Origin of the sequence: Streptomyces chisholmiae, assembly GCF_031845445.1 — a bacterium.
Taxonomy (GTDB): Bacteria; Actinomycetota; Actinomycetes; order Streptomycetales; family Streptomycetaceae; genus Streptomyces; species Streptomyces chisholmiae.
The window spans coordinates 170,716-187,518 of sequence record NZ_JAVREO010000003.1; the positions used below are offsets into that span (position 1 = coordinate 170,716).

At 74.7% G+C, this 16,803-nt stretch carries 20 protein-coding genes; 7 read left to right on the forward strand and 13 right to left on the reverse strand.

Annotation, left to right across the window (positions count from 1 at the left end; translation table 11 throughout):
- Positions 1–84: 84 nt before the first annotated feature.
- Entirely contained in the window at positions 85–921 is an 837-nt protein-coding gene (locus RM844_RS05820) for a helix-turn-helix domain-containing protein (protein WP_311665523.1), read from the reverse strand.
- A 175-nt stretch (positions 922–1,096) separates the two neighbouring features.
- Positions 1,097–1,585 carry a MarR family winged helix-turn-helix transcriptional regulator gene (locus tag RM844_RS05825; RefSeq protein ID WP_311665525.1) on the reverse strand — a complete coding sequence of 163 codons (489 nt, stop codon included), beginning with the start codon at positions 1,583–1,585 and terminating at the stop codon, positions 1,097–1,099.
- A gap of 158 nt (positions 1,586–1,743) precedes the next feature.
- On the opposite strand from RM844_RS05825, the gene RM844_RS05830 reads away from it, so the two are divergent.
- Both RM844_RS05830 and RM844_RS05835 read left to right on the forward strand, forming a co-directional pair.
- Positions 1,744–2,172: a Rid family hydrolase gene (locus RM844_RS05830; RefSeq protein WP_311665527.1), complete on the forward strand. Its 429-nt coding sequence runs from the start codon at positions 1,744–1,746 to the stop codon at positions 2,170–2,172.
- Positions 2,173–2,257: 85 nt separating this feature from the next.
- Complete coding sequence (locus tag RM844_RS05835) at positions 2,258–2,755, forward strand: hypothetical protein (RefSeq protein ID WP_311665529.1); 498 nt, start codon at positions 2,258–2,260, stop codon at positions 2,753–2,755.
- A 149-nt stretch (positions 2,756–2,904) separates the two neighbouring features.
- Here RM844_RS05835 and RM844_RS05840 read toward each other — a convergent pair whose 3' ends face one another.
- The 4 genes from RM844_RS05840 to RM844_RS05855 form a co-directional block, all read right to left on the reverse strand.
- Positions 2,905–3,981, reverse strand: a complete 1,077-nt coding sequence (locus tag RM844_RS05840; RefSeq protein ID WP_311665532.1) for a hypothetical protein — start codon at positions 3,979–3,981, stop codon at positions 2,905–2,907.
- 384 nt (positions 3,982–4,365) lie between these two features.
- Positions 4,366–4,671 carry a DUF7677 family protein gene (locus RM844_RS05845; protein ID WP_311665534.1) on the reverse strand — a complete coding sequence of 102 codons (306 nt, stop codon included), beginning with the start codon at positions 4,669–4,671 and terminating at the stop codon, positions 4,366–4,368.
- Between the two features lie 265 nt (positions 4,672–4,936).
- Positions 4,937–5,332: an ester cyclase gene (locus tag RM844_RS05850; RefSeq protein ID WP_311665536.1), complete on the reverse strand. Its 396-nt coding sequence runs from the start codon at positions 5,330–5,332 to the stop codon at positions 4,937–4,939.
- 49 nt (positions 5,333–5,381) lie between these two features.
- Positions 5,382–6,164 (reverse strand): SDR family NAD(P)-dependent oxidoreductase, encoded by a 783-nt coding sequence (locus RM844_RS05855; protein ID WP_311665538.1) that lies wholly within the window; start codon positions 6,162–6,164, stop codon positions 5,382–5,384.
- Positions 6,165–6,255: 91 nt separating this feature from the next.
- Here RM844_RS05855 and RM844_RS05860 point away from each other — a divergent pair, with 91 nt between their 5' ends.
- On the forward strand, positions 6,256–6,864 hold the full coding sequence (locus tag RM844_RS05860) for a TetR/AcrR family transcriptional regulator (protein ID WP_311665541.1): 609 nt from the start codon (positions 6,256–6,258) through the stop codon (positions 6,862–6,864).
- 557 nt (positions 6,865–7,421) lie between these two features.
- Here RM844_RS05860 and RM844_RS05865 read toward each other — a convergent pair.
- Both RM844_RS05865 and RM844_RS05870 read right to left on the reverse strand, forming a co-directional pair.
- Positions 7,422–8,555 carry a MerR family transcriptional regulator gene (locus RM844_RS05865; RefSeq protein WP_311665543.1) on the reverse strand — a complete coding sequence of 378 codons (1,134 nt, stop codon included), beginning with the start codon at positions 8,553–8,555 and terminating at the stop codon, positions 7,422–7,424.
- Between the two features lie 22 nt (positions 8,556–8,577).
- A complete protein-coding gene (locus tag RM844_RS05870) occupies positions 8,578–9,537 on the reverse strand; it encodes an EamA family transporter (protein WP_311665545.1) in 960 nt (319 codons plus the stop codon).
- Between the two features lie 69 nt (positions 9,538–9,606).
- Here RM844_RS05870 and RM844_RS05875 point away from each other — a divergent pair, with 69 nt between their 5' ends.
- Entirely contained in the window at positions 9,607–10,605 is a 999-nt protein-coding gene (locus tag RM844_RS05875) for a LysR family transcriptional regulator (RefSeq protein WP_311665549.1), read from the forward strand.
- 90 nt (positions 10,606–10,695) lie between these two features.
- Here RM844_RS05875 and RM844_RS05880 read toward each other — a convergent pair whose 3' ends face one another.
- A complete protein-coding gene (locus tag RM844_RS05880; protein WP_311665551.1) occupies positions 10,696–11,580 on the reverse strand; it encodes a UbiA family prenyltransferase in 885 nt (294 codons plus the stop codon).
- Positions 11,581–11,875: 295 nt separating this feature from the next.
- Here RM844_RS05880 and RM844_RS05885 point away from each other — a divergent pair, with 295 nt between their 5' ends.
- Positions 11,876–12,610 (forward strand): class I SAM-dependent DNA methyltransferase, encoded by a 735-nt coding sequence (locus RM844_RS05885; RefSeq protein ID WP_311665553.1) that lies wholly within the window; start codon positions 11,876–11,878, stop codon positions 12,608–12,610.
- 19 nt (positions 12,611–12,629) lie between these two features.
- Here RM844_RS05885 and RM844_RS05890 read toward each other — a convergent pair whose 3' ends face one another.
- The 3 genes from RM844_RS05890 to RM844_RS05900 form a co-directional block, all read right to left on the reverse strand.
- Positions 12,630–13,130 carry a hypothetical protein gene (locus RM844_RS05890; RefSeq protein WP_311665555.1) on the reverse strand — a complete coding sequence of 167 codons (501 nt, stop codon included), beginning with the start codon at positions 13,128–13,130 and terminating at the stop codon, positions 12,630–12,632.
- Positions 13,131–13,220: 90 nt separating this feature from the next.
- A complete protein-coding gene (locus RM844_RS05895; RefSeq protein WP_311665557.1) occupies positions 13,221–13,586 on the reverse strand; it encodes a hypothetical protein in 366 nt (121 codons plus the stop codon).
- Between the two features lie 228 nt (positions 13,587–13,814).
- A complete protein-coding gene (locus RM844_RS05900; RefSeq protein ID WP_311665560.1) occupies positions 13,815–14,429 on the reverse strand; it encodes a TetR/AcrR family transcriptional regulator in 615 nt (204 codons plus the stop codon).
- 157 nt (positions 14,430–14,586) lie between these two features.
- Here RM844_RS05900 and RM844_RS05905 point away from each other — a divergent pair, with 157 nt between their 5' ends.
- Complete coding sequence (locus tag RM844_RS05905; RefSeq protein WP_311665563.1) at positions 14,587–15,369, forward strand: SDR family oxidoreductase; 783 nt, start codon at positions 14,587–14,589, stop codon at positions 15,367–15,369.
- A gap of 48 nt (positions 15,370–15,417) precedes the next feature.
- A complete protein-coding gene (locus tag RM844_RS05910; protein ID WP_311665566.1) occupies positions 15,418–15,852 on the forward strand; it encodes a VOC family protein in 435 nt (144 codons plus the stop codon).
- A gap of 106 nt (positions 15,853–15,958) precedes the next feature.
- Here RM844_RS05910 and RM844_RS05915 read toward each other — a convergent pair whose 3' ends face one another.
- Complete coding sequence (locus RM844_RS05915; protein ID WP_311665568.1) at positions 15,959–16,399, reverse strand: VOC family protein; 441 nt, start codon at positions 16,397–16,399, stop codon at positions 15,959–15,961.
- Positions 16,400–16,803 lie beyond the last annotated feature (404 nt).

Below are 16,803 nucleotides of genomic sequence, written 5' to 3' on the forward strand. Positions count from 1 at the left end.
ACGATCCTCACGCGACGGGGATCGGGCGGTCTTGAAGGAAAGGGAACGGAAACCGACGCGACGGGGCGGCCGGTCGGCCGGTGACTACCCGGTCCCGAGGAGGACTTCGCCGCGCCGCCAGGCCGTGGGCGATCGGCCGGTGAACTCGCCCCAGTCCCGGACGAGATGGGCCTGGTCGGCGTAGCCGGAGAGGGTCGCCACCTCGGCCCACGGGAGCGGTTCGGGCGCCGTCGCCAGTTCGTGCGCGTGCTCGAAGCGCAGCACCCGGGCGAAGGTCTTCGGCGACAGGCCCACCTCACCGCGAAACCGCTCGGTGAGGTACCGGCGGCTCCAGCCCAGATCCGCGGCGACCGCCCCGACCTGGACACGGCCCCGCGCGGCGACGAGGCGCCGCCAGGCCTCGGCCACCTCGGGGCGCACCCGGGAGGCGCGGTCGCCGCCGGCGCCGCGGCCGACGGCTCGCAGCAGCAACGCGTCCAGCGCGGCGAACCGCGCGGCCCAGGTCGTCGCCGCCCGGACCCGGTCGACCAGCTCGACGCCGAGCGCCCCGAGCAGCTCGTCGAGCGGGACCAGTCGGTGGGCGAGCCCGGCGGCCGGCATGCCGTAGACGGCCCGAGCCCCGAGCGGGGTCAGTGACACCTGCACGCCTCGCTGGCGTCCGTCATGGTGGATCGCGACGGACCGACACATCAGACCGCCGGCCACGCTGCCGAACCGGGCGACCGGTGACCCGTCGTCGACGCCCGCCGCCATCTCCAACGGGTCGGACAGGCTGATCACCGTGGTCAGCAGGCGGCCCGGCGGACCGCAGTGCACCCCCGCCGGAAACCCGCGCAGGTCGAAACCCACATACGAGCCGACGTACCGCCGCAAGGCGGGCGCCGGACGCGCGTCGATCCTGGTGGCCGCATGGTCTTCCACCCTGGCCAGTGTACGAACGCCACGGTGCGAACCGGCGCCGTCGCTCAACTCCCCTCCGGGGGCACCGTGTTCGGGAGCGTGTCGGGGCGGGGGGCCGTCTCCGGCCGCTCCCCGCGCGGGCACCGCGACCTGGTGCCGCGCGTGCCGCGCGTTGAACGCCGCCCGGGGTGGCCGGTCAGCCGAGGCCGTCGGGCACGATGCGCATTCTCTCGGCGATGCGGGCCAGCGCCTTCTGGTCGGTCGCGTTGAGCGAGTCGAGGACGGTGTGGCGCACCGAGCGCAGGTGGGTGGGCGCCGCCTCGTGCACCAGCTCGAAGCCCGCGTCGGTGAGGGCGGCGAGGGTGTAGCGGCCGTCGGCCGGGTCGGGGCTCCGCACCACCCAGCCGCGCTGCTCACAGCGCTTGACGACGTTGGACAGGCGGGAGAGCGAGCCGCTGGCCAGGAAGGCCAGCTCGCCCATCCGCAGCGTGCGTCCGGGGGCCTCGGAGAGGTGACTGAGCACCAGGTACTCGAACAGGGTGAGGCCGTGCTCCTGCCGCAGCGGCGACTCCAACTTGCCGGGCAGCAGCAGGACCAGCGAGATCAGCCCCGTCCACGCCGCCTTCTCCTGCTCGTCGAGCCAGCGCGGCTCGTCGTCGCCCCCGTGCTCCGCCGTGCCGCTCATGGACCCTCCGTCGCCGCTGATGGACCTGCCCGCCGCTCCGGCGAAGCCGGCTATCACTTTACATGTGAAGTCATCGCCTGCTAGTGTCACTTCATGCGTGAATTCACGCATGAAGTGATGGCGGGGGGAACCCCTCACGAACAGGAAGCGGTAACACCATGAGCGACACTGTCACCTTCGGCATCGTCCCCGGCTACGGCGAGAAGCTGCACGCGGCCCTCGGCTACAGCGGGGCCGTCCGCGTCGGCGACCGGGTCGAGATCTCGGGCCAGGCCGGGGTGGACGACGACCTGGTCATCCCCGACGCGCTGGAGGACGAGATCGTCCGGGCCTTCGACAACGTCGAGCGCACCCTCGCTACGGTCGGCGCGACCTGGAAGGACGTGATCCACGTCAACTCGTACCACAAGGTCGCCCCGGGCGACGACGCCATCGGCGACGACCACAACGCGGTCATGGCCGACCAGTTCCGCCGCCGCCTCGGCGGCCGCGCCCCCGTCTGGACCGAGACCGGCGTCACCGTCCTCGGCCTCCCCGCCATGCGCGTCGAGATCCGCGTCACCGCCATCGCCGGTTCCGGCGACTGACCGGGGGGCGGCCGGGTTCGGGCCCGGATCACCACCAAGACGTGACCGCTTGCTCGGCGCCCTGAGGCGCTGCGAACATGGGTGTGTGACAGGCCGCGACGAACCGGTCGACTGGCGGGCGCTGGCCGACAGCATCGGTGCCGATCCGAACAGCGGCGGTGACCGCGTCGCTCGGCGGGCCATCGCGTCGCTGCTGGGTGACGAGGCGATGCGCGGGGCGGTGGACTGGTACGTGGCGGGCCTCCCGGCCGCCGAACACGCGCGTTCGGTTCTCTCGCTGCTGCGGCCCGAAGCCGCCCGATCCCGCTGCCTGGAGATCTACCGTACCGACCCGGACGCGGAACGTCGGCACCTCGCGGTCGAGTTGCTGCGCGTCGTCGCCACGGCTGATGACCTGCCGCTGGTGGCCGAGTTCCTCGCCGACGCCGATCCGGCCATCCAGCTCTGGGGCATCGGCGTCCTGGACCAGCTGCTGTCGCGCGGGCAGATCGACGCCGACGAGGCCCAGCCGCTTCTGCGGAGCGCGGAGCGGCACCCGAACCCCCAGGTCCGCGAGAAGTGCGCCGTCCTGCGCGCGTACTGACCCGCCAGTCCTGCGGCGGCGTTCGTCGCCGACTCCTGGGACGGGTCGGGCGGTTGCTCGTCCACGTGCTGGACCCGCGGGAGTTGGGGCGTGGTCAACGGCGCCGACGACGGGTGGTGCGCGGCACGGTGGCCGCGGCGCCGCCCGGATCAGCCGTGGTCCGCCCCGCCGGCCGCGCCGAACCTGGCCTCGCTCACCACGGCATCCCCGGCCCTGGCGGCCCGTATCCGCATGCCGAGCTCGGCCACCGCCAGCTCGCCGTCAGGGCCGACCACCAACCGCAGTCCCTGCCCTTCGACGTGCTGGACCAGGGCCGCGTCCACGGCCGAGACGGGTCGGCCGACCAGCCGGATGCCCGCCAACTCGACCTGCGGGCCGGTCCGTCCGTGCACGGTGACGGCGTCGAGGGTGGGGGACCGGCGCCGGCCACCGGAGTAGTGCGCGGTCACCCCCACGCGGTCGAAGCGGTCCTCGCCCAGGAGCCACGGCCCCGGACCTTCCCCCGACGTTCCGAAGGGATACCGGCCGTGGCGGGCCGTCGGCTCCTCGCCCAGCGCGCCGGCCACCTCCCGCGGCCGCATGCCGAACGCGAGCGGACCGACGTTCACCAACGGTGTCCAGTCCCAGTGCTGCCGCTCTCGGTCGGCCCTGACCGGCCACGCCCCCGCGTCGGGCGGCTCGGCACGGACGTCGCGCCAACGGACCACCGGCTCGGACCCGAACGGGTCCGCCGCCAACTCCGGGCCGACCAGCAGCGCGTGGGTGAGCACCGTGTCCAACCGCCGCAGGTACCCCTCGGGCGTCAACCCGTGTGCCGGTACGGCACCCAGGGAGATCCCCCACGCCTCGACCTCCGGATCACCGCCCCGGTTCACCCGCACGGAAGTCCCCTCCCGGAGCGCGAGACCCCGCAGGTCCGTGCGCACCTCGGACGGCACCCGGCCGATGAGTTCGACATCCCGCAGACGTACCAGGGGCCCGTCCGTCGCGTCGACCGCCACCGCGACCAGGCCGTTGTCCGCGCCGTAGATCGCGGTCGCGCCCCAGTCGGGGTGGGAGCCCCAGCCGATGCCGCTGCCCAACCCCCGCGAGGCGCGGGCGATTGCCCCGCCCAGCGCTGAGGCCACCTCACCCGGGCGCATCCCGAACCACAACGGCCCGACCCTCACCAGCGGCTCCAGCACCCACGCCGCCCGCTCCCCGGACCTCGTGCCCCACCCGTCCACGGCAACACCCCACGTCCTTGCCATCAGCCAGCCGCCCCCGAACAGCGCCCCTGTGACGCACCAACCTAGCGGCCGTGGCCGCGCGTTCGCCCGGTGGTGCGGGGTTCGCGGACGGCGCGGGTCTCGGCGAACGCCATGTCGGAGAACCGCCGGTGGGCTCGCGGACGGCCTGGCGAGGATCCGCTGATGCCCCGGACCGCGCGAAGCGCAGGCTGACGCGGCCGGTGACCTCTACCGGCCGGTGTCGGCCGACTTGGGCGTCGTCCGTGCCCACCGGCACGCCGCCGGAGCGGGGATAGGGGGTTTCGAGCCCTGCCCTCGGACCGTCCCGAGGCGGGTCCGACCGGCGAAATGCGCCTGGCCTGCTGCGGATGGGGGCTGTCCTCACAGATGGAGTTCGGTCTCCCAGGCCTCGAACGGCGGTTCGACCCGGTAGCTCGGGTCGCAGCACGCCCGAATCCACTGCGCGACCCGGTACTGCGCGTCCCCGTCGTTCAGCACCGTGCCCTCCGCGTCGACGCGCAGCACGTTGCCGTAGATCGCGAAGACCTGTTCCAGCGACGAGCCGGAGTGAAAGACGGTGGAGCGGTAGTCGATCCCGTCGAGCAACTCGACGTCGATGGTGCCGTTCGCCAGGTAGAAGGCGAACAGTCGGAGCGAGGCGCGCACGTCGACGGGGAGATGTTCCACGCACGCATCATGCACCACCTCGGCACCGTCCCGGCGGGATCTCCTGACGACCCGGCCGGGGCCGCCACGACTGACAACACGGCGCCCCGGCACGTCGCTCGTCGCCGCCGCCGTCAGGAGTCCGGGCCCCAGGCCGGGCAGTGCCCGTCGCCCTCGGCGACCGCCCCGCCCGCCGAGTCGTTGAGATGGAAACAACTGATCGCATACCGGCGCGCGGCCGGCCGCCCGGCCGGCGCGCCGGCCCGCGCGCGCCCGGAGCGCGTGGTCAGCCGGCCAGTTGCCGGCGCAGCGTGTCCGCGTCGTGCAGGTTCGACAGGTCGGTGAACCGGCCGTCGCGCAGCCGGTAGAAGCCGTACTCGGTGATCTCGAACGAGGCCCCGGTCGGGGCCTGGTCGAGCCACTCCCGCGTCGGCGTGCCGGTGTTGGTGAGCAGCGCCGCCAGTTGGTCCCCCTCCGCCACCAGGCCGCGCAGCCGCCAGGTGAAGTCGGGCACCGCCTCGCCGATGTCCCGCAGGGCCGCCTGGATGTGCGCCCGGGTGGTCGGCGCGCCGTTGTGGGTGACCCGCTCGTGCAGGAACTCGCCCATCCGGTCGAACTGGTGCGCGTTGAGCGCGGCGAGGTAGCGCCGGTAGAAGGCGTGCGCCTCGTGCTGTTCGGGCATGACCGTCTTCTGTCCCCTCCTGCTTCGTTCCGCTCGCCGGTTGGCCGACTCAGACCTGGTTCATGCCGCCGTCGACATAGAGGTTGGCGCCGTAGACGAAGCTGCTGCGCCGGGTCGCGAGGAAGGCCACCGCCTCGGCGACCTCCGCCGGTTCCCCGATCCGCTGGGCGGGCAGCCCGGCCCCCAGCTTCGCCTTCATCTCCGCGGCCCGCGCACCGAAGGCCGTGTCCATCAGCGGAGTGTCCACCGGCCCCGGGGAGACCACGTTGACCCGGATGCCCCGGCCGCTCAACTCGCTGGTCCAGGCGCGGGCGTAGGCCCGGATCGCGGCCTTCGACGCGCCGTAGGCGCTCATCCCGGCCGAGCCGCCCTCGCCGGCGGTCGAGCCGGTGAGGATCACCGAGGCGCCCTCGTTGAGCAGCGGCAGCGCCTTCTGCACGGTGAGGAAGGTGCCCTTGACGTTGATGTCGAAGATCAGGTCGTGCAGCTCCTCGGTCAACTCGTCCAGCGTGGCGAGCGGGTTGACGCCCGCGTTGGCGAAGAGCACGTCCAGGCCCCGGCCGCCTTCCCGCACCCGCTCGTAGAGCCGGTCCACGTCGGCGGCGACGCTGACGTCGCCGCGCACCGCGGTGACCCCGCCGCCGCTGGGGGCACCGGTGGCGGCGTTCCCGACGGCGGCGGAGACGGTGGCGACGGCCTTCGCCAACTCGGCCTCGCGCCGCCCGGTGATGAAGACGTGCGCCCCCTCGGCGGCGAGCCGCTCCGCCGCCGCCAGGCCGATGCCGGTGCTGCCGCCGGTCACCACCGCGGTCTTGCCATCCAGCTGTCCCATGGGTTCTGACCTCTCCCTAGTTCTGAACCGCTCGGTACGGAAATACCGTAGCACGGCTCAGGACCGGCACCGGCGGTCTATGCTCGAAGGCATGGCGGGCAAGGAGAGGGCGGCGATCGGCCGCCCGCGGGGATTCGACGCGGACGAGGCGCTGGAGCGCGCCCTGACGGTGTTCTGGGAGCAGGGCTACGAGGGCGCCAGCCTCAGCGACCTGACCGCCGCCATGGGCATCAACCGCACCAGCATGTACGCCGCGTTCGGCAACAAGGAGGAGCTGTTCCGCAAGGCGCTGACGCGCTACTCCGAGGGGCCCGCCGCCTACACCGCGTCCGCCCTGGGGGAGCCGACCGCCCGCGAGGTAGCCACCGCCTTCCTGCACGGCGCGGTGTGCACCGTCACCACCCCGGAACGGCCATCCGGCTGCCTCGTCGTCCAGGGCTGCCTCGCCGCCGCCCCGAGCGACCAGCCCGTCCGTGACCTGCTCGCCGGCTGGCGCGACGACGCCCGGGCCAGCCTCGCCGACCGGTTCCAACGCGCCCGCGACGAGGGCGACCTGCCGCCCGACTCGGACCCGGGCCGGCTGGCCAGGTACATCATGGTGGTGGCCAACGGCATCGCCGTCAGCGCCGCCAGCGGCGCCACCCGCGAAGAGCTCCGCGAGGTCGCCGACACCGCGCTGCGCGACTGGCCCCCGGCCTGAGCCCGTTCACCCGCGGAGCGCGTTCCCGGGCGGCGCCCGGCGGCGGTCCGGCCACCGAGTAGGGTGCCCGCTCCTCGGCAAGCGGATCGCCGACAGCCGCACCGTGCCCCTGGACCGCGCGCACCTGCCCCGCATCGCCCGCTGGCTCGCCGACGTGAAGGCCGACTGGCACCACGCGCCCGGCGTCTACGACGTCCACGAGCCGGCCCACCTGCCGGGCCAGCTCCTGGCGTTGGGCGTCGCAGGCGAAGCCCGAACTCATCCTCGTCGCGGACGGCGACGAGTACGCCGTGTACGACCACGCCGGTGCGTTGTCGCGCACCCCGGCGCTCGACCGGGCCGTGCGCGCCCTCGCCGTGGAGTGGCTCACCGCCAGGGACGCCGGGCCCCGCCAGCCGAAGCCGCCCGCCGAAGCCGCCAGCCGACCAACGGGCCGCGCTCCGCGCCCGGTTCGCCACGGCCACCCTGGACGACATCGAACGCGCCCTCGCCCGGCCCCAGCCCCGACGGGCCACCGCTTCGGGCCGGCACCGGCCCGCCGGCACCGGCCCGCCGGGTCAGGCGATGAGCAGCCGGAGCCCCAGCTCGGCCGCGTCGAGCTCGACCAGGTCCCGGTTGCGTTCGGCCCACCGGCCGGAGTCCAGGTCCGCGCCCAGCTCGCGCACCGCGCGCCGCTCGGCCGCCGGGCCCACCCGCGTCCACATCGACACCGCCCGGCGCACCGGCTCGTGCAGGTACCCCTCGGGCCGGCGCCAGTGGGCCTCGAAGAAGCCGTCCGCGCAGTCCCACGGGATGAGCACCGGCTCAAGCCGGCCCCCCACCGCCCGGGCCAGGTCCACCACCGAGGGCCGGCCGGCGACCAGGCCCGCCACCTCCGGCAGGTAGTCCCGGATCAGCCAGAACCGCTGCCGCCAGCCGGCCTCGCTCGCGTCGTGCGTGAAGACCACCACCCGCCGCGCCACCCGCCGCATCTCCCGCAGCCCGGCGAGCGGGTCCCGCCAGTGGTGCACCGTGCTGAACGCCATCGCCGCGTCGAAGGACTGGTCAGGGAACGGGAGATGCTCCGCGTGCGCCGCCACGCACGGCGCCGCCCCGGGCGGGCGCCGCGCCCGCATCACCGCCGACGGCTCCACCGCCACCACCTCCCGGTCGGCCGGCTCGTAGGAGCCGGTGCCGGCGCCGACGTTGAGCACCGTCCGCGCGTCTCCCAGCGCGGCGTTGACCTGCGCCGCGATCCGCGGCTCGGTGCGCCGGGTCGCCGGGTAGTCCGCCCCGATCACCTCGTACAACTCCGCGCCGGACAGCCTGGGTCGCTCCGTCGCGCCGTCTTCCGTCTCCACCGCTGTCACCCGTTCCCTCAGCTCCCTGTCGATGTTGGCCACCATGGCGGCGGCCCGGTCGCGGCGATCCAGCAGCAGGCCGCGCAGCTGCCGCAGCTGCGCGATCGCGTCCGTCGTCGGGTCGTCGACCAGCGCCGCGATCTCCCGCAGCCCGAAGCCGAGCCGCCGGTAGGCCAGCACCTCCCGCAGGCGTGCCACGTCGGCCGCCGCGTAGGCCCGGTAGCCGGCGGCCGTCCGCGCGGACGGGCGCACCAGGCCGATCTCGTCGTAGTGGTGCAACGTGCGGACGCTCACCCCGGCCAGCTCGGCCACGCGCCCCACGGTCAGATGTTCTGCCACGACACCGACCATGCGGCATCACGTCACGTGAGGGTCAAGCCCCACGACCCCGGACCGTGGCCCGGCGCGGTGCCCGTCGCGCGGCGGACCGCGCCGGGGCGGAGACGGCGACGGTGTTCGCCACCACGATCACCGCGATCGCCGACCAGGCGGGCGCGTCGAGGTGCTGCCCCAGGACGACCAGCCCGATCAGCGCCGCGAAGACCGGGTGGACGCTCATGAAGACGCCGAAGAAGTGCGCCGGCACCCGGCGCAGCGCCAGCAGGTCGGACAGCAGCGGCACGGCGGATGCCAGCACCCCGGCCACCAGCGCGCAGCCCAACGCCGCGAGCGTCGGCGGGTGTTGCCACAGTACCCAGGCGCCGACCGGCAGATAGAGGGTGCCGGAGACGACAGCCGCCGCCGCCGACCCCTCAAGCCCCGGCAGGCGGGCCCCGACGCTCCGGTTCAGCAGGATGTAGCAGCCCCAGCACAGCGCCGCCACCAGCGCGAGCCCGATCCCCGGGTAGTCGGTGGTGGGTGTCGGCCGGGCGATGACCGCCACCGCGCCCGCGGCGGCGAGCGCGGCGAGCAGGTCGGCCCGGCGGCGCGAGCCGACCAGGGCCACGGTCAGCGGGCCGAGGAACTCCAGGGTGACGGCCAGGCCGAGCCCGATCCGGTCGACCGCCGCGTACAGCGCCAGGTTCATCCCGCCGTAGACCAGCGCCAGCGCCAGCACCACCCGCCACTGGGCCGCGCTGAACCGGCCGATCCGCGGCCGGCCCACCACCGCGAGCACCACGGCCGCCACCCACTGCCGGACCGCGACCACCCCGACCGGGCCGAGCACCGGGAACGCCAGCGCCCCGACCGAGGCGCCCGCCTGGTTGGACAGGCCGCTGCCCAGCATCAGCGCCACCCCGCCCCAGCGCCCGGCCCGCCGGGCAGCCGCGGGCGCTTCGGCACCGGCGGCCGGGCCGGCCACGGTCGGCCGGGTGGCGGAGTCAGGCTGCATGCCTCCCACCATGGAAGCGCCCCGCCCATACGCAAAATGCATCCACGGCGCTACCTATACGCTGGGCGTATGGATGCCGGAGGAGTGGACGGACACCCGGACGGGGCGCGCGGTGCCGTGACACGCGCCGGGGCGCGGGACAACGCGGGGGCGCGCGGCGATGCCGGAGCGCTCGAACTGAAACACCTGCGCTGCCTGGTCGCCATCGTCGAAACCGGCAGCTTCACCGACGCCGCCCTTCAGCTCGGCATCTCCCAGGCCGCCGTCTCCCGGACCCTCGCCGCACTCGAGCGCCTGCTGGGCACCCGGCTGCTGCACCGCACCAGCCGCCACGTTGCCCCCACCACCGCCGGCGTGCGGGTCCTCGCCCGGGCCCGGGTCCTGCTCACCGGCGCCGACGAACTCGTCCGCGAGGCCACCACCGGCCACACCCGCCTGCACATCGGCCACGCGTGGTCCTCCTTCGGCCGCCACACCACCGAGTTCCAGCGCCGCTGGCACGAGCAGCACCCGGAGACCGAGCTACGTCTCATCCGGCACAACACCCCGACCGGGGGACTGGCCGAGGGCCTCTGCGACCTCGCCGTCATCCGCGCCCCCATCGACCTGCGCCCCTGGGCCCACGCGTTGATCGGACACGAACCCCGCTGGGTCGCCCTCGCCTCCGACGACCCCTGGGCCCGCCGCCGCCACCTCCGGCTGGCCGAGATCACCACCCGCACCCTCGCCCTCGACCGCCGCACCAGCACCACCACCCTCGACCTGTGGCCCGAGGGACAGCGGCCGGCGGTCGAGTACACCCGGGACATCGACGACTGGCTCGCCGTCATCGCCACCGGCCGCTGCGTCGGACTGACGCCGCGGGCCACCGCCGCCCAGTACCGGCGCGACGGCATCACCTACCGCCCGCTCCGCGACGCCGACCTGGTCCCCGTCCACCTCGTCTGGCGCCCGCACGACCCCCACCCCGCCACCCACACCGTCGTCGCCCTCGCCACCTCCCTCTACCGCGCCGACCACCACGCCCCGGCGCCCACCCGCTCGACCGGCCCGCGCCGGCGCTCCTGACCGGGCACCGCCGTCCGGAAGCCGCCGGCCCACCGGGGGAGTTCGGGGCCGCCGCGCCGAGCCCGTGCCCGCCCGGGACGCCCGCGGCCACTACCCGGTCAGCAGCACCGCCGTCAGGGGGACCAGTCCCTGGACATCGACCCAGGGACGGGGATGGACGCCGGGGCGCGGGCGGTAGCGGGCGAGCAGCGTGACGTTGTACAACGCCCACACCAGCGTCGGCAACGGCAGTACCAGCTGGCCCACGCCGACGCCTCCCGCGGCCAGCGCGTAGGCGGTGACGCGGGTCCCGCGCTCCCCGAGGAGTACGGGCAGGGTCATGGCGCCCTGGTGCCGGTCGTCGTCCACATCGCGCACGTCGTTCAGCAGCGCCGTCACGCTCATGATCAGCGCGAGGCTCAGCGCCAGGCACCAGGTGCGCGAGTCCTGGAGACGGCCGTGCTGGGCGGCGGGCAGGAGGACGGTCACCACGGCCCAAACGGCCACCACGTAGGGGAGTTTCAGACCCGGCAGATCCCGGGGCGCCCGGCGCGGCCCGCGCCAGGGCACCAACGGAGTGGCGTAGCACCAGCCCAGGGTCCCGGCCGTGGCCAGAGCCACGGCGCACCACGGGCGCAGCACGGCCAGCGGCGGCAGGACCAGCACGCAGGCGGCGGTCCATCCACGCAGCGAGCGCGCGTGCCGCGCCGTCCACGCGGAGCGCCGGCTGGTGCCGTCCCCAGCCGACTGGAGTCGGTCCCGGGTGTAGACGGCGGCCACCAGGAAGAAGGCGAAGGCCGCGAGCACCGGATCACCGGGGTGTCCCAGCGCCGTGCTGGTCACCCAGGCGCAGGCGGCGCCGGTGGCCCCGAAGAGCACGTTGGTCCAGGCGAGCAGGGTCACCGGCCCCGGGCGAAGGGGGCCCGGGTCGCCGGCGGTCGCCGAGAGCCGTGCTCCGGCAGCTGGGTGCGGCGGGGAGGACGAGCGAGTGGGCATGGAGGTTGGACTCTTTCCGGACAGACGAGGCGACAACGTGCCATTCTCCCGGCGTGGATGCCGCCAAACGATCACCTGGAACGGTGAAAGTCACCCGCGCGCGGACCCGGAACCGGATCACCCCGGCCGAAGTCGCCCAGTCGGCCGGCGTGCGTGGCCGGCCGGATCGGCCCGGCCGGCGAAGTCGGCCACGCCGTCGGTCGGTTACCCGGCCCCATGCGCACCAACCCGGCGCCATGGTCAACGCGCCATAACCGGTGGCGGGTTGGGTCGGGGGTGTGTCAACCTGCCGGCCATGGCAGCGGACGTGTGGAACGAACAGGTCGCCCGCGGCTACGACGCGGCCTCCGCCTCCATGTACGAGCCGGCGGTGCTGGAGCCCGCGGTGGACTTCCTCGCCCGGCAGGCCGGCGCCGGCCCGGCGCTGGAGTTCGCGATCGGCACCGGCCGCGTCGCGCTGCCACTGCGCGCCCGGGGCGTCCGGGTGGCCGGCGTCGAGCGGTCGGAACCCATGGCGCGGCGGCTGCGGGAGAAGCCCGGCGGCGACGACATCGCGGTGACCATCGGGGACATGGCACACGTCCGGGCGCCGGGCGAGTTCAGCCTGGTCTACCTCGTCTACAACGCCATCACCTGCCTGCTCACCCAGGACGACCAGGTCGCCTGCTTCCGGAACGCCGCCCGGCACCTCGCCCCGGGCGGGCGCCTGGTGGTCGAGGTCTGGGTCCCCGACCTGCAACGGCTCCCGCCGGGCGAGACCGCCCGCCCGTTCCACGTCGGCGAACACCACGTCGGTATCGACACCTACGACCTGGTCAACCAGCGGCTGGTCTCGCACCACTACCGGATCGACGACGGGCCGGCGGACGTCTTCCGCTCCCCGCACCGCTGGGTGTGGCCGTCCGAACTCGACCTGATGGCCCTACTCGCGGGCCTGGCACCGCACCAGCGGTGGGCGGACTGGGACGAGTCGCCCTTCACCTCGGACAGCCGTTCGCACGTCTCCGTCTGGCGGAAGCCGAGCGGCTGACGCCGCACCCCGCCGCCCGTCAGGGCAGCAGCCCGCGGACCCGCACCCAGGGCAGCAGCTGGTCACGCCTCGGCCCAGGCTCCAACTGGTCGACCAGCGTGGCCAGATGGGCCGTCAGGTTCTTGTGCCGCCGCAGCGCGCGGATCTCGTCGAGGGGCAGCGCCCGCCAGTCGTCGGCCCGGGCCGCCGCGTCCGCCGCCGTGAGCGTGAGCGCGGCCAGCGTGTCGTCGGCCAACGCCTCGGCCTCCCAGTCGGGTTGACCCGGCTCGGGGCCGAGCCGTTCGATCACCCACGTCCGCAGCCAGAACTCCTGCGTCAGCGCCCGCGTCGCCCCGTCCCCCGCCGTGCGCCGGTTGGCGAACAGCGCCAACGCGGCCCAGCGGCGCCGCACTTCGGCCGGCTGGCCGGCGGCGAGGGCGCGTTGCTGAGCGACCAGTCGCACCGCCTCAAGGCGCCACCAGTCGTCCCCCTCCACCGCGAACACCCGAAGCCGCTCCAGCGGCCACCCGCTCACGTCCACGGTCCCGTCCTTTCCGTGACCACACCGACCAGCCTCCCGGCGTCGCCCGGCCCGCGCACCGCCCGGCCTCCCGGCCCCCGGCCCCCGCGGTCAGTAGCGCGCGTCGAGTGAGTCGACGAGGGCGCGCAGTTCACGACGGCCGCGCCGGGACAGCGCGAGCAGGACCGCTTCGAGGAAGTCCCGCGCCTCGAACGGGTCGCCGCAGCACTCCCAGACGCCGCAGCCGCCGTCGTCCGCCACCCGGAGGCGGCGGTACGGGTCGTGCGCGAAGTCCCGCCAGTGCCGCAGGGCCGTCGCCGTGGCGCCCGGCCAGAGGTAGCCTCGCCGCCGCTCTATCCCGGCGATCTCGGCACGGGTCGCCGCGGACAGCCCGGCGCGGCGGAGCCGCTGGTCTTCCTGGGCCGGGCCGCGGGGGCGCTGCCCGGCCCGGACCCGCCCCGGCCGGCTACGCGGCACGGGCCTTTCGGTCGGAGGAGAAGGTCATGCGTCAATTCTGCCAGCCTGCCGCCGCGTTGGGCCGTCGTCGGCGGTCGCCGCCGCCTGGCGCGGGCTGCCCCGTCCGTTCGCCCGGCGCTGCTGCCCCCGGGGGGCCGGCGGGCGGTGGGGCCGTCGCCGGCGGTCCGCCGCGGGTCGCGTTCCGACCGGTCGGGCGCGGAGTGCCCCGCGCCCGCTCGCCCTGCGCGGCTACCCCCGGGGGGCCGGCGCCGTGCCGATGCCGTGCAGAAGGGTCTCGACGACCCGGCCCGCCAGCGCGTCCACCGCGTCGTCGGTGTCGGGCGCCTCGGCTGCGGCCTCGTAGATGAGCGCGTAGTAGACCCGCCGGCCCCACTCCAGGTCGGCGTCCGGCCGGAAGAGGCCGACGTCGCGGGCGCGCGCGAAGAGCCGGTCGCAGGTGGCCAGCACCTCGGCGTGCACCCGGGCGACCTCCGGGGCTTCGGTGGGCAGCGCCCCCATCCCGAAGCGCCAACTGACCTTCACCCTGAGCACGTTGGCGGTCACCTGGTAGAGCGCCACGGCGGGCGGCGCGGTGTCGGGCCGGGCCGACTCGACGGCCTCGTGGAACCGCTGCGTCGCCCACGCCGACAGCGCCGTGACCAGCGCCTCGCGGGACGCGAACCGCCGGTGCACGGTGGTCCGCGCGACCCCGGCCGCCTCCGCGATCTGCTCCATCGGCGCCGTCGGGTGGACGGACAGCACCCGCTCGGCGGCCTCCAGGATCGTGCGCACGGTCCGTTCCGCGTCGGCGCGCAGCGGCTTCGGGGCGGCGGGGGGCGAGTCCCTCGGCGTGGGGGGCGTCATGCCGGCAGGGCTCCTTCCTGGGCGGGCTGTCGGGCAACGCCACAAGGATACGCCGATGTGGCGGCTCGCTCTTAACTTGCAACAGTAGTGATGCGTGTTCTACCTTTGCTGCATCAACCGAGACGCGCTCATGTGTCTCCCCTGGTGGAGGAATCCCATGGACCTGAACCTCAACGGCAAGACCGCCCTCGTCACCGGCGCCAGCCGCGGCATCGGGCGGGCCGTCGTCGAAGCCCTCACCGCCGAGGGCGTCCGCGTCGTCGCCGCCGCCCGCACGACCCCGCCGGAGCTGACGGCGACCGGCGCCGTCCCGTTCGCCGTCGACCTCTCCGCGCCCGACGCCGCCGAGCGCCTGGTCACCGCCGCCCGGGCCGAGTTGGGCGGCATCGACATCCTGGTGAACAACGTCGGCGGCGGCGACGGCCCCCTCAAGGGCGGCTTCCTCGACACCACCGAGGAGCGCTGGGCGGAGGTGGTGGACCTCAACTTCTTCGCCACCGTCCGCGTCACCCGCGCCGCGCTCCCCGCGGTCGTCGAGGCCCGCGGCTCGATCGTCAACATCTCCTCGGCCGGCGCCCGCACCCCGCACGGCGGGCCGATCGCGTACACCACGGCCAAGGCCGCGCTCACCGCGTTCGGCAAGGCGCTGGCCGAGGAGTACGGCCCGAGCGGGGTCCGGGTGAACACCGTCTCGCCCGGCGCCGTCCGGACCTCCCTGTGGGAGAGCCCCACCGGCTTCGGCGCCGGCGTCGCCGAGTCCGCGGGAGTGACGCAGGAGCAGCTGCTGGCCGGGCTGCCGGCGGCGACCGGCATGCTGCTGGACCGGATGATCGAGCCGGCGGAGGTCGCGACCCTCGTCGCCTACCTCGCCTCCCCGCGCGCCGCCGCCACCACCGGCGCCGACTACCTGATCGACGGCGGCGCGATCAAGACCGCGTAGCCGGAAACGGCCGGGCCGCCGGGCCCGGCCCCCTGCTAGGGTGCGCCGATGTCATCGGTCAAGCAGATCCAGATCACCTTCGACTGCGCCGACCCCGAGCGCGTCGCCCGCTTCTGGTGCGAGGTGCTCGGGTACGTCGCGCCGCCGCCCCCGGAGGGCTTCGCCACCTGGGACGACTACCACCTTTCGCTGCGCCCCGAGGAGCGCGGCGCGTGGTTCGCCTGCGCCGACCCGACGGGGGCCGGCCCGCGGCTGTACTTCCAGCGGGTGCCCGAGGGCAAGGTCGCCAAGAACCGGGTGCATGTCGACGTCCGCGCCGGCGCCGGCCTGGTGGGCGCCGAGCGGTTGGCCACCCTGGAGGCCGAGCGCGACCGGTTGGTCGCCCTCGGCGCGGTCTGCGAGCGCGTGATGCTCGCCGACGAGGAGAACGAGTCCTGCATCGTGATGCGGGACATCGAGGGCAACGAGTTCTGCCTCGACTGACCGCTTGGCCGGGCCGGCCCGGCGGCCTCGACCGGCCCGGCCCGCAGGTGAGTTCAGCTGTTCGGCCAGGGCCGGCTGGTGCGCCCGAACCAGCCCGGCCCGCACATCAGTTGAGCTGCTCGGCCAGGGCCACCACGATGCCGGCCGGGCCGCGCAGGTAGCACAGCCGGTAGGCGTCCTGGTACCGCGCCACCTCGCCGAGGAGTTCGGCGCCGTGGGCGCGCAGCCGGGCCAGGGTGTCGTCGATGTCGTCGACGGCGAACATCACCCGGTGCAGGCCCAACGTGTTGGGCGCCGGGACGGCCGGCTCGGCGGTGACCGGCGCGGGGGAGTGGTACACGGTCAGCTCCAGCCGGCCGTGGCCGTCCGGGGTCCGCAGCATCGCGATCTCACTGCGGATCCCGGCCAGCCCCACGGCCTGGTCCGCCCACGAGCCCTCGATCTCGGCCCGGCCCTCCAGCGCCATGCCCAGCTCGGTGAAGAACGCGATCGCCGCGTCCAGGTCGTCCACGACGATGGCGACGTTGTCCATCCGCTGAATAGCCATGCCGCCGAGCATAGGCAGCGCCCACCGACCCGCCCCGCCGACCCGCCCCGCCAAGAAACACCCGCGACCGGCGCCCGGCGCGCCGCCGCTGCCGCGAGCAGGGCGGGCCGTGGGCCGATGACGGAATCCCTGAGAGGGCCGAGGCCGACCCTGGTGCCAAGTCGGCCGACCGCGTCGTGAATTGCGGTGGGCCGCTCGTGGACAGCGTTGCCCTGTGCCGAGATCGGGGCCGCGAGCGGGACCTCATGCGATCGAAGCCCCGGAGAGTGGCGAGCCCCGCCCTGGGTGCACCCGTGTCTGCCAGCTCGCGCTGACGCCCCGTCTCCTGTTCCTTCTTGCTGGACAGGGGCCGAGCTGGAACAGCCTCGATTGGATCTGTGCGAGCTGCTCCTGACCAGCCCTTA

What these genes read in the sequence shown, in the direction of transcription:
- RM844_RS05915 (WP_311665568.1), bottom strand. Translation starts at nt 16,399, where the DNA reads ATGGCTATTCAGCGGATGGACAACGTCGCCATCGTCGTGGACGACCTG.
- RM844_RS05880 (WP_311665551.1), bottom strand. Translation starts at nt 11,580, where the DNA reads ATGCCCACTCGCTCGTCCTCCCCGCCGCACCCAGCTGCCGGAGCACGG.
- RM844_RS05855 (WP_311665538.1), bottom strand. Translation starts at nt 6,164, where the DNA reads ATGGGACAGCTGGATGGCAAGACCGCGGTGGTGACCGGCGGCAGCACC.
- RM844_RS05825 (WP_311665525.1), bottom strand. Translation starts at nt 1,585, where the DNA reads ATGAGCGGCACGGCGGAGCACGGGGGCGACGACGAGCCGCGCTGGCTC.
- RM844_RS05830 (WP_311665527.1), top strand. Translation starts at nt 1,744, where the DNA reads ATGAGCGACACTGTCACCTTCGGCATCGTCCCCGGCTACGGCGAGAAG.
- RM844_RS05910 (WP_311665566.1), top strand. Translation starts at nt 15,418, where the DNA reads ATGTCATCGGTCAAGCAGATCCAGATCACCTTCGACTGCGCCGACCCC.
- RM844_RS05870 (WP_311665545.1), bottom strand. Translation starts at nt 9,537, where the DNA reads ATGCAGCCTGACTCCGCCACCCGGCCGACCGTGGCCGGCCCGGCCGCC.
- RM844_RS05885 (WP_311665553.1), top strand. Translation starts at nt 11,876, where the DNA reads ATGGCAGCGGACGTGTGGAACGAACAGGTCGCCCGCGGCTACGACGCG.
- RM844_RS05850 (WP_311665536.1), bottom strand. Translation starts at nt 5,332, where the DNA reads ATGCCCGAACAGCACGAGGCGCACGCCTTCTACCGGCGCTACCTCGCC.
- RM844_RS05865 (WP_311665543.1), bottom strand. Translation starts at nt 8,555, where the DNA reads ATGGTCGGTGTCGTGGCAGAACATCTGACCGTGGGGCGCGTGGCCGAG.
- RM844_RS05900 (WP_311665560.1), bottom strand. Translation starts at nt 14,429, where the DNA reads ATGACGCCCCCCACGCCGAGGGACTCGCCCCCCGCCGCCCCGAAGCCG.
- RM844_RS05875 (WP_311665549.1), top strand. Translation starts at nt 9,607, where the DNA reads ATGGATGCCGGAGGAGTGGACGGACACCCGGACGGGGCGCGCGGTGCC.
- RM844_RS05905 (WP_311665563.1), top strand. Translation starts at nt 14,587, where the DNA reads ATGGACCTGAACCTCAACGGCAAGACCGCCCTCGTCACCGGCGCCAGC.
- RM844_RS05860 (WP_311665541.1), top strand. Translation starts at nt 6,256, where the DNA reads ATGGCGGGCAAGGAGAGGGCGGCGATCGGCCGCCCGCGGGGATTCGAC.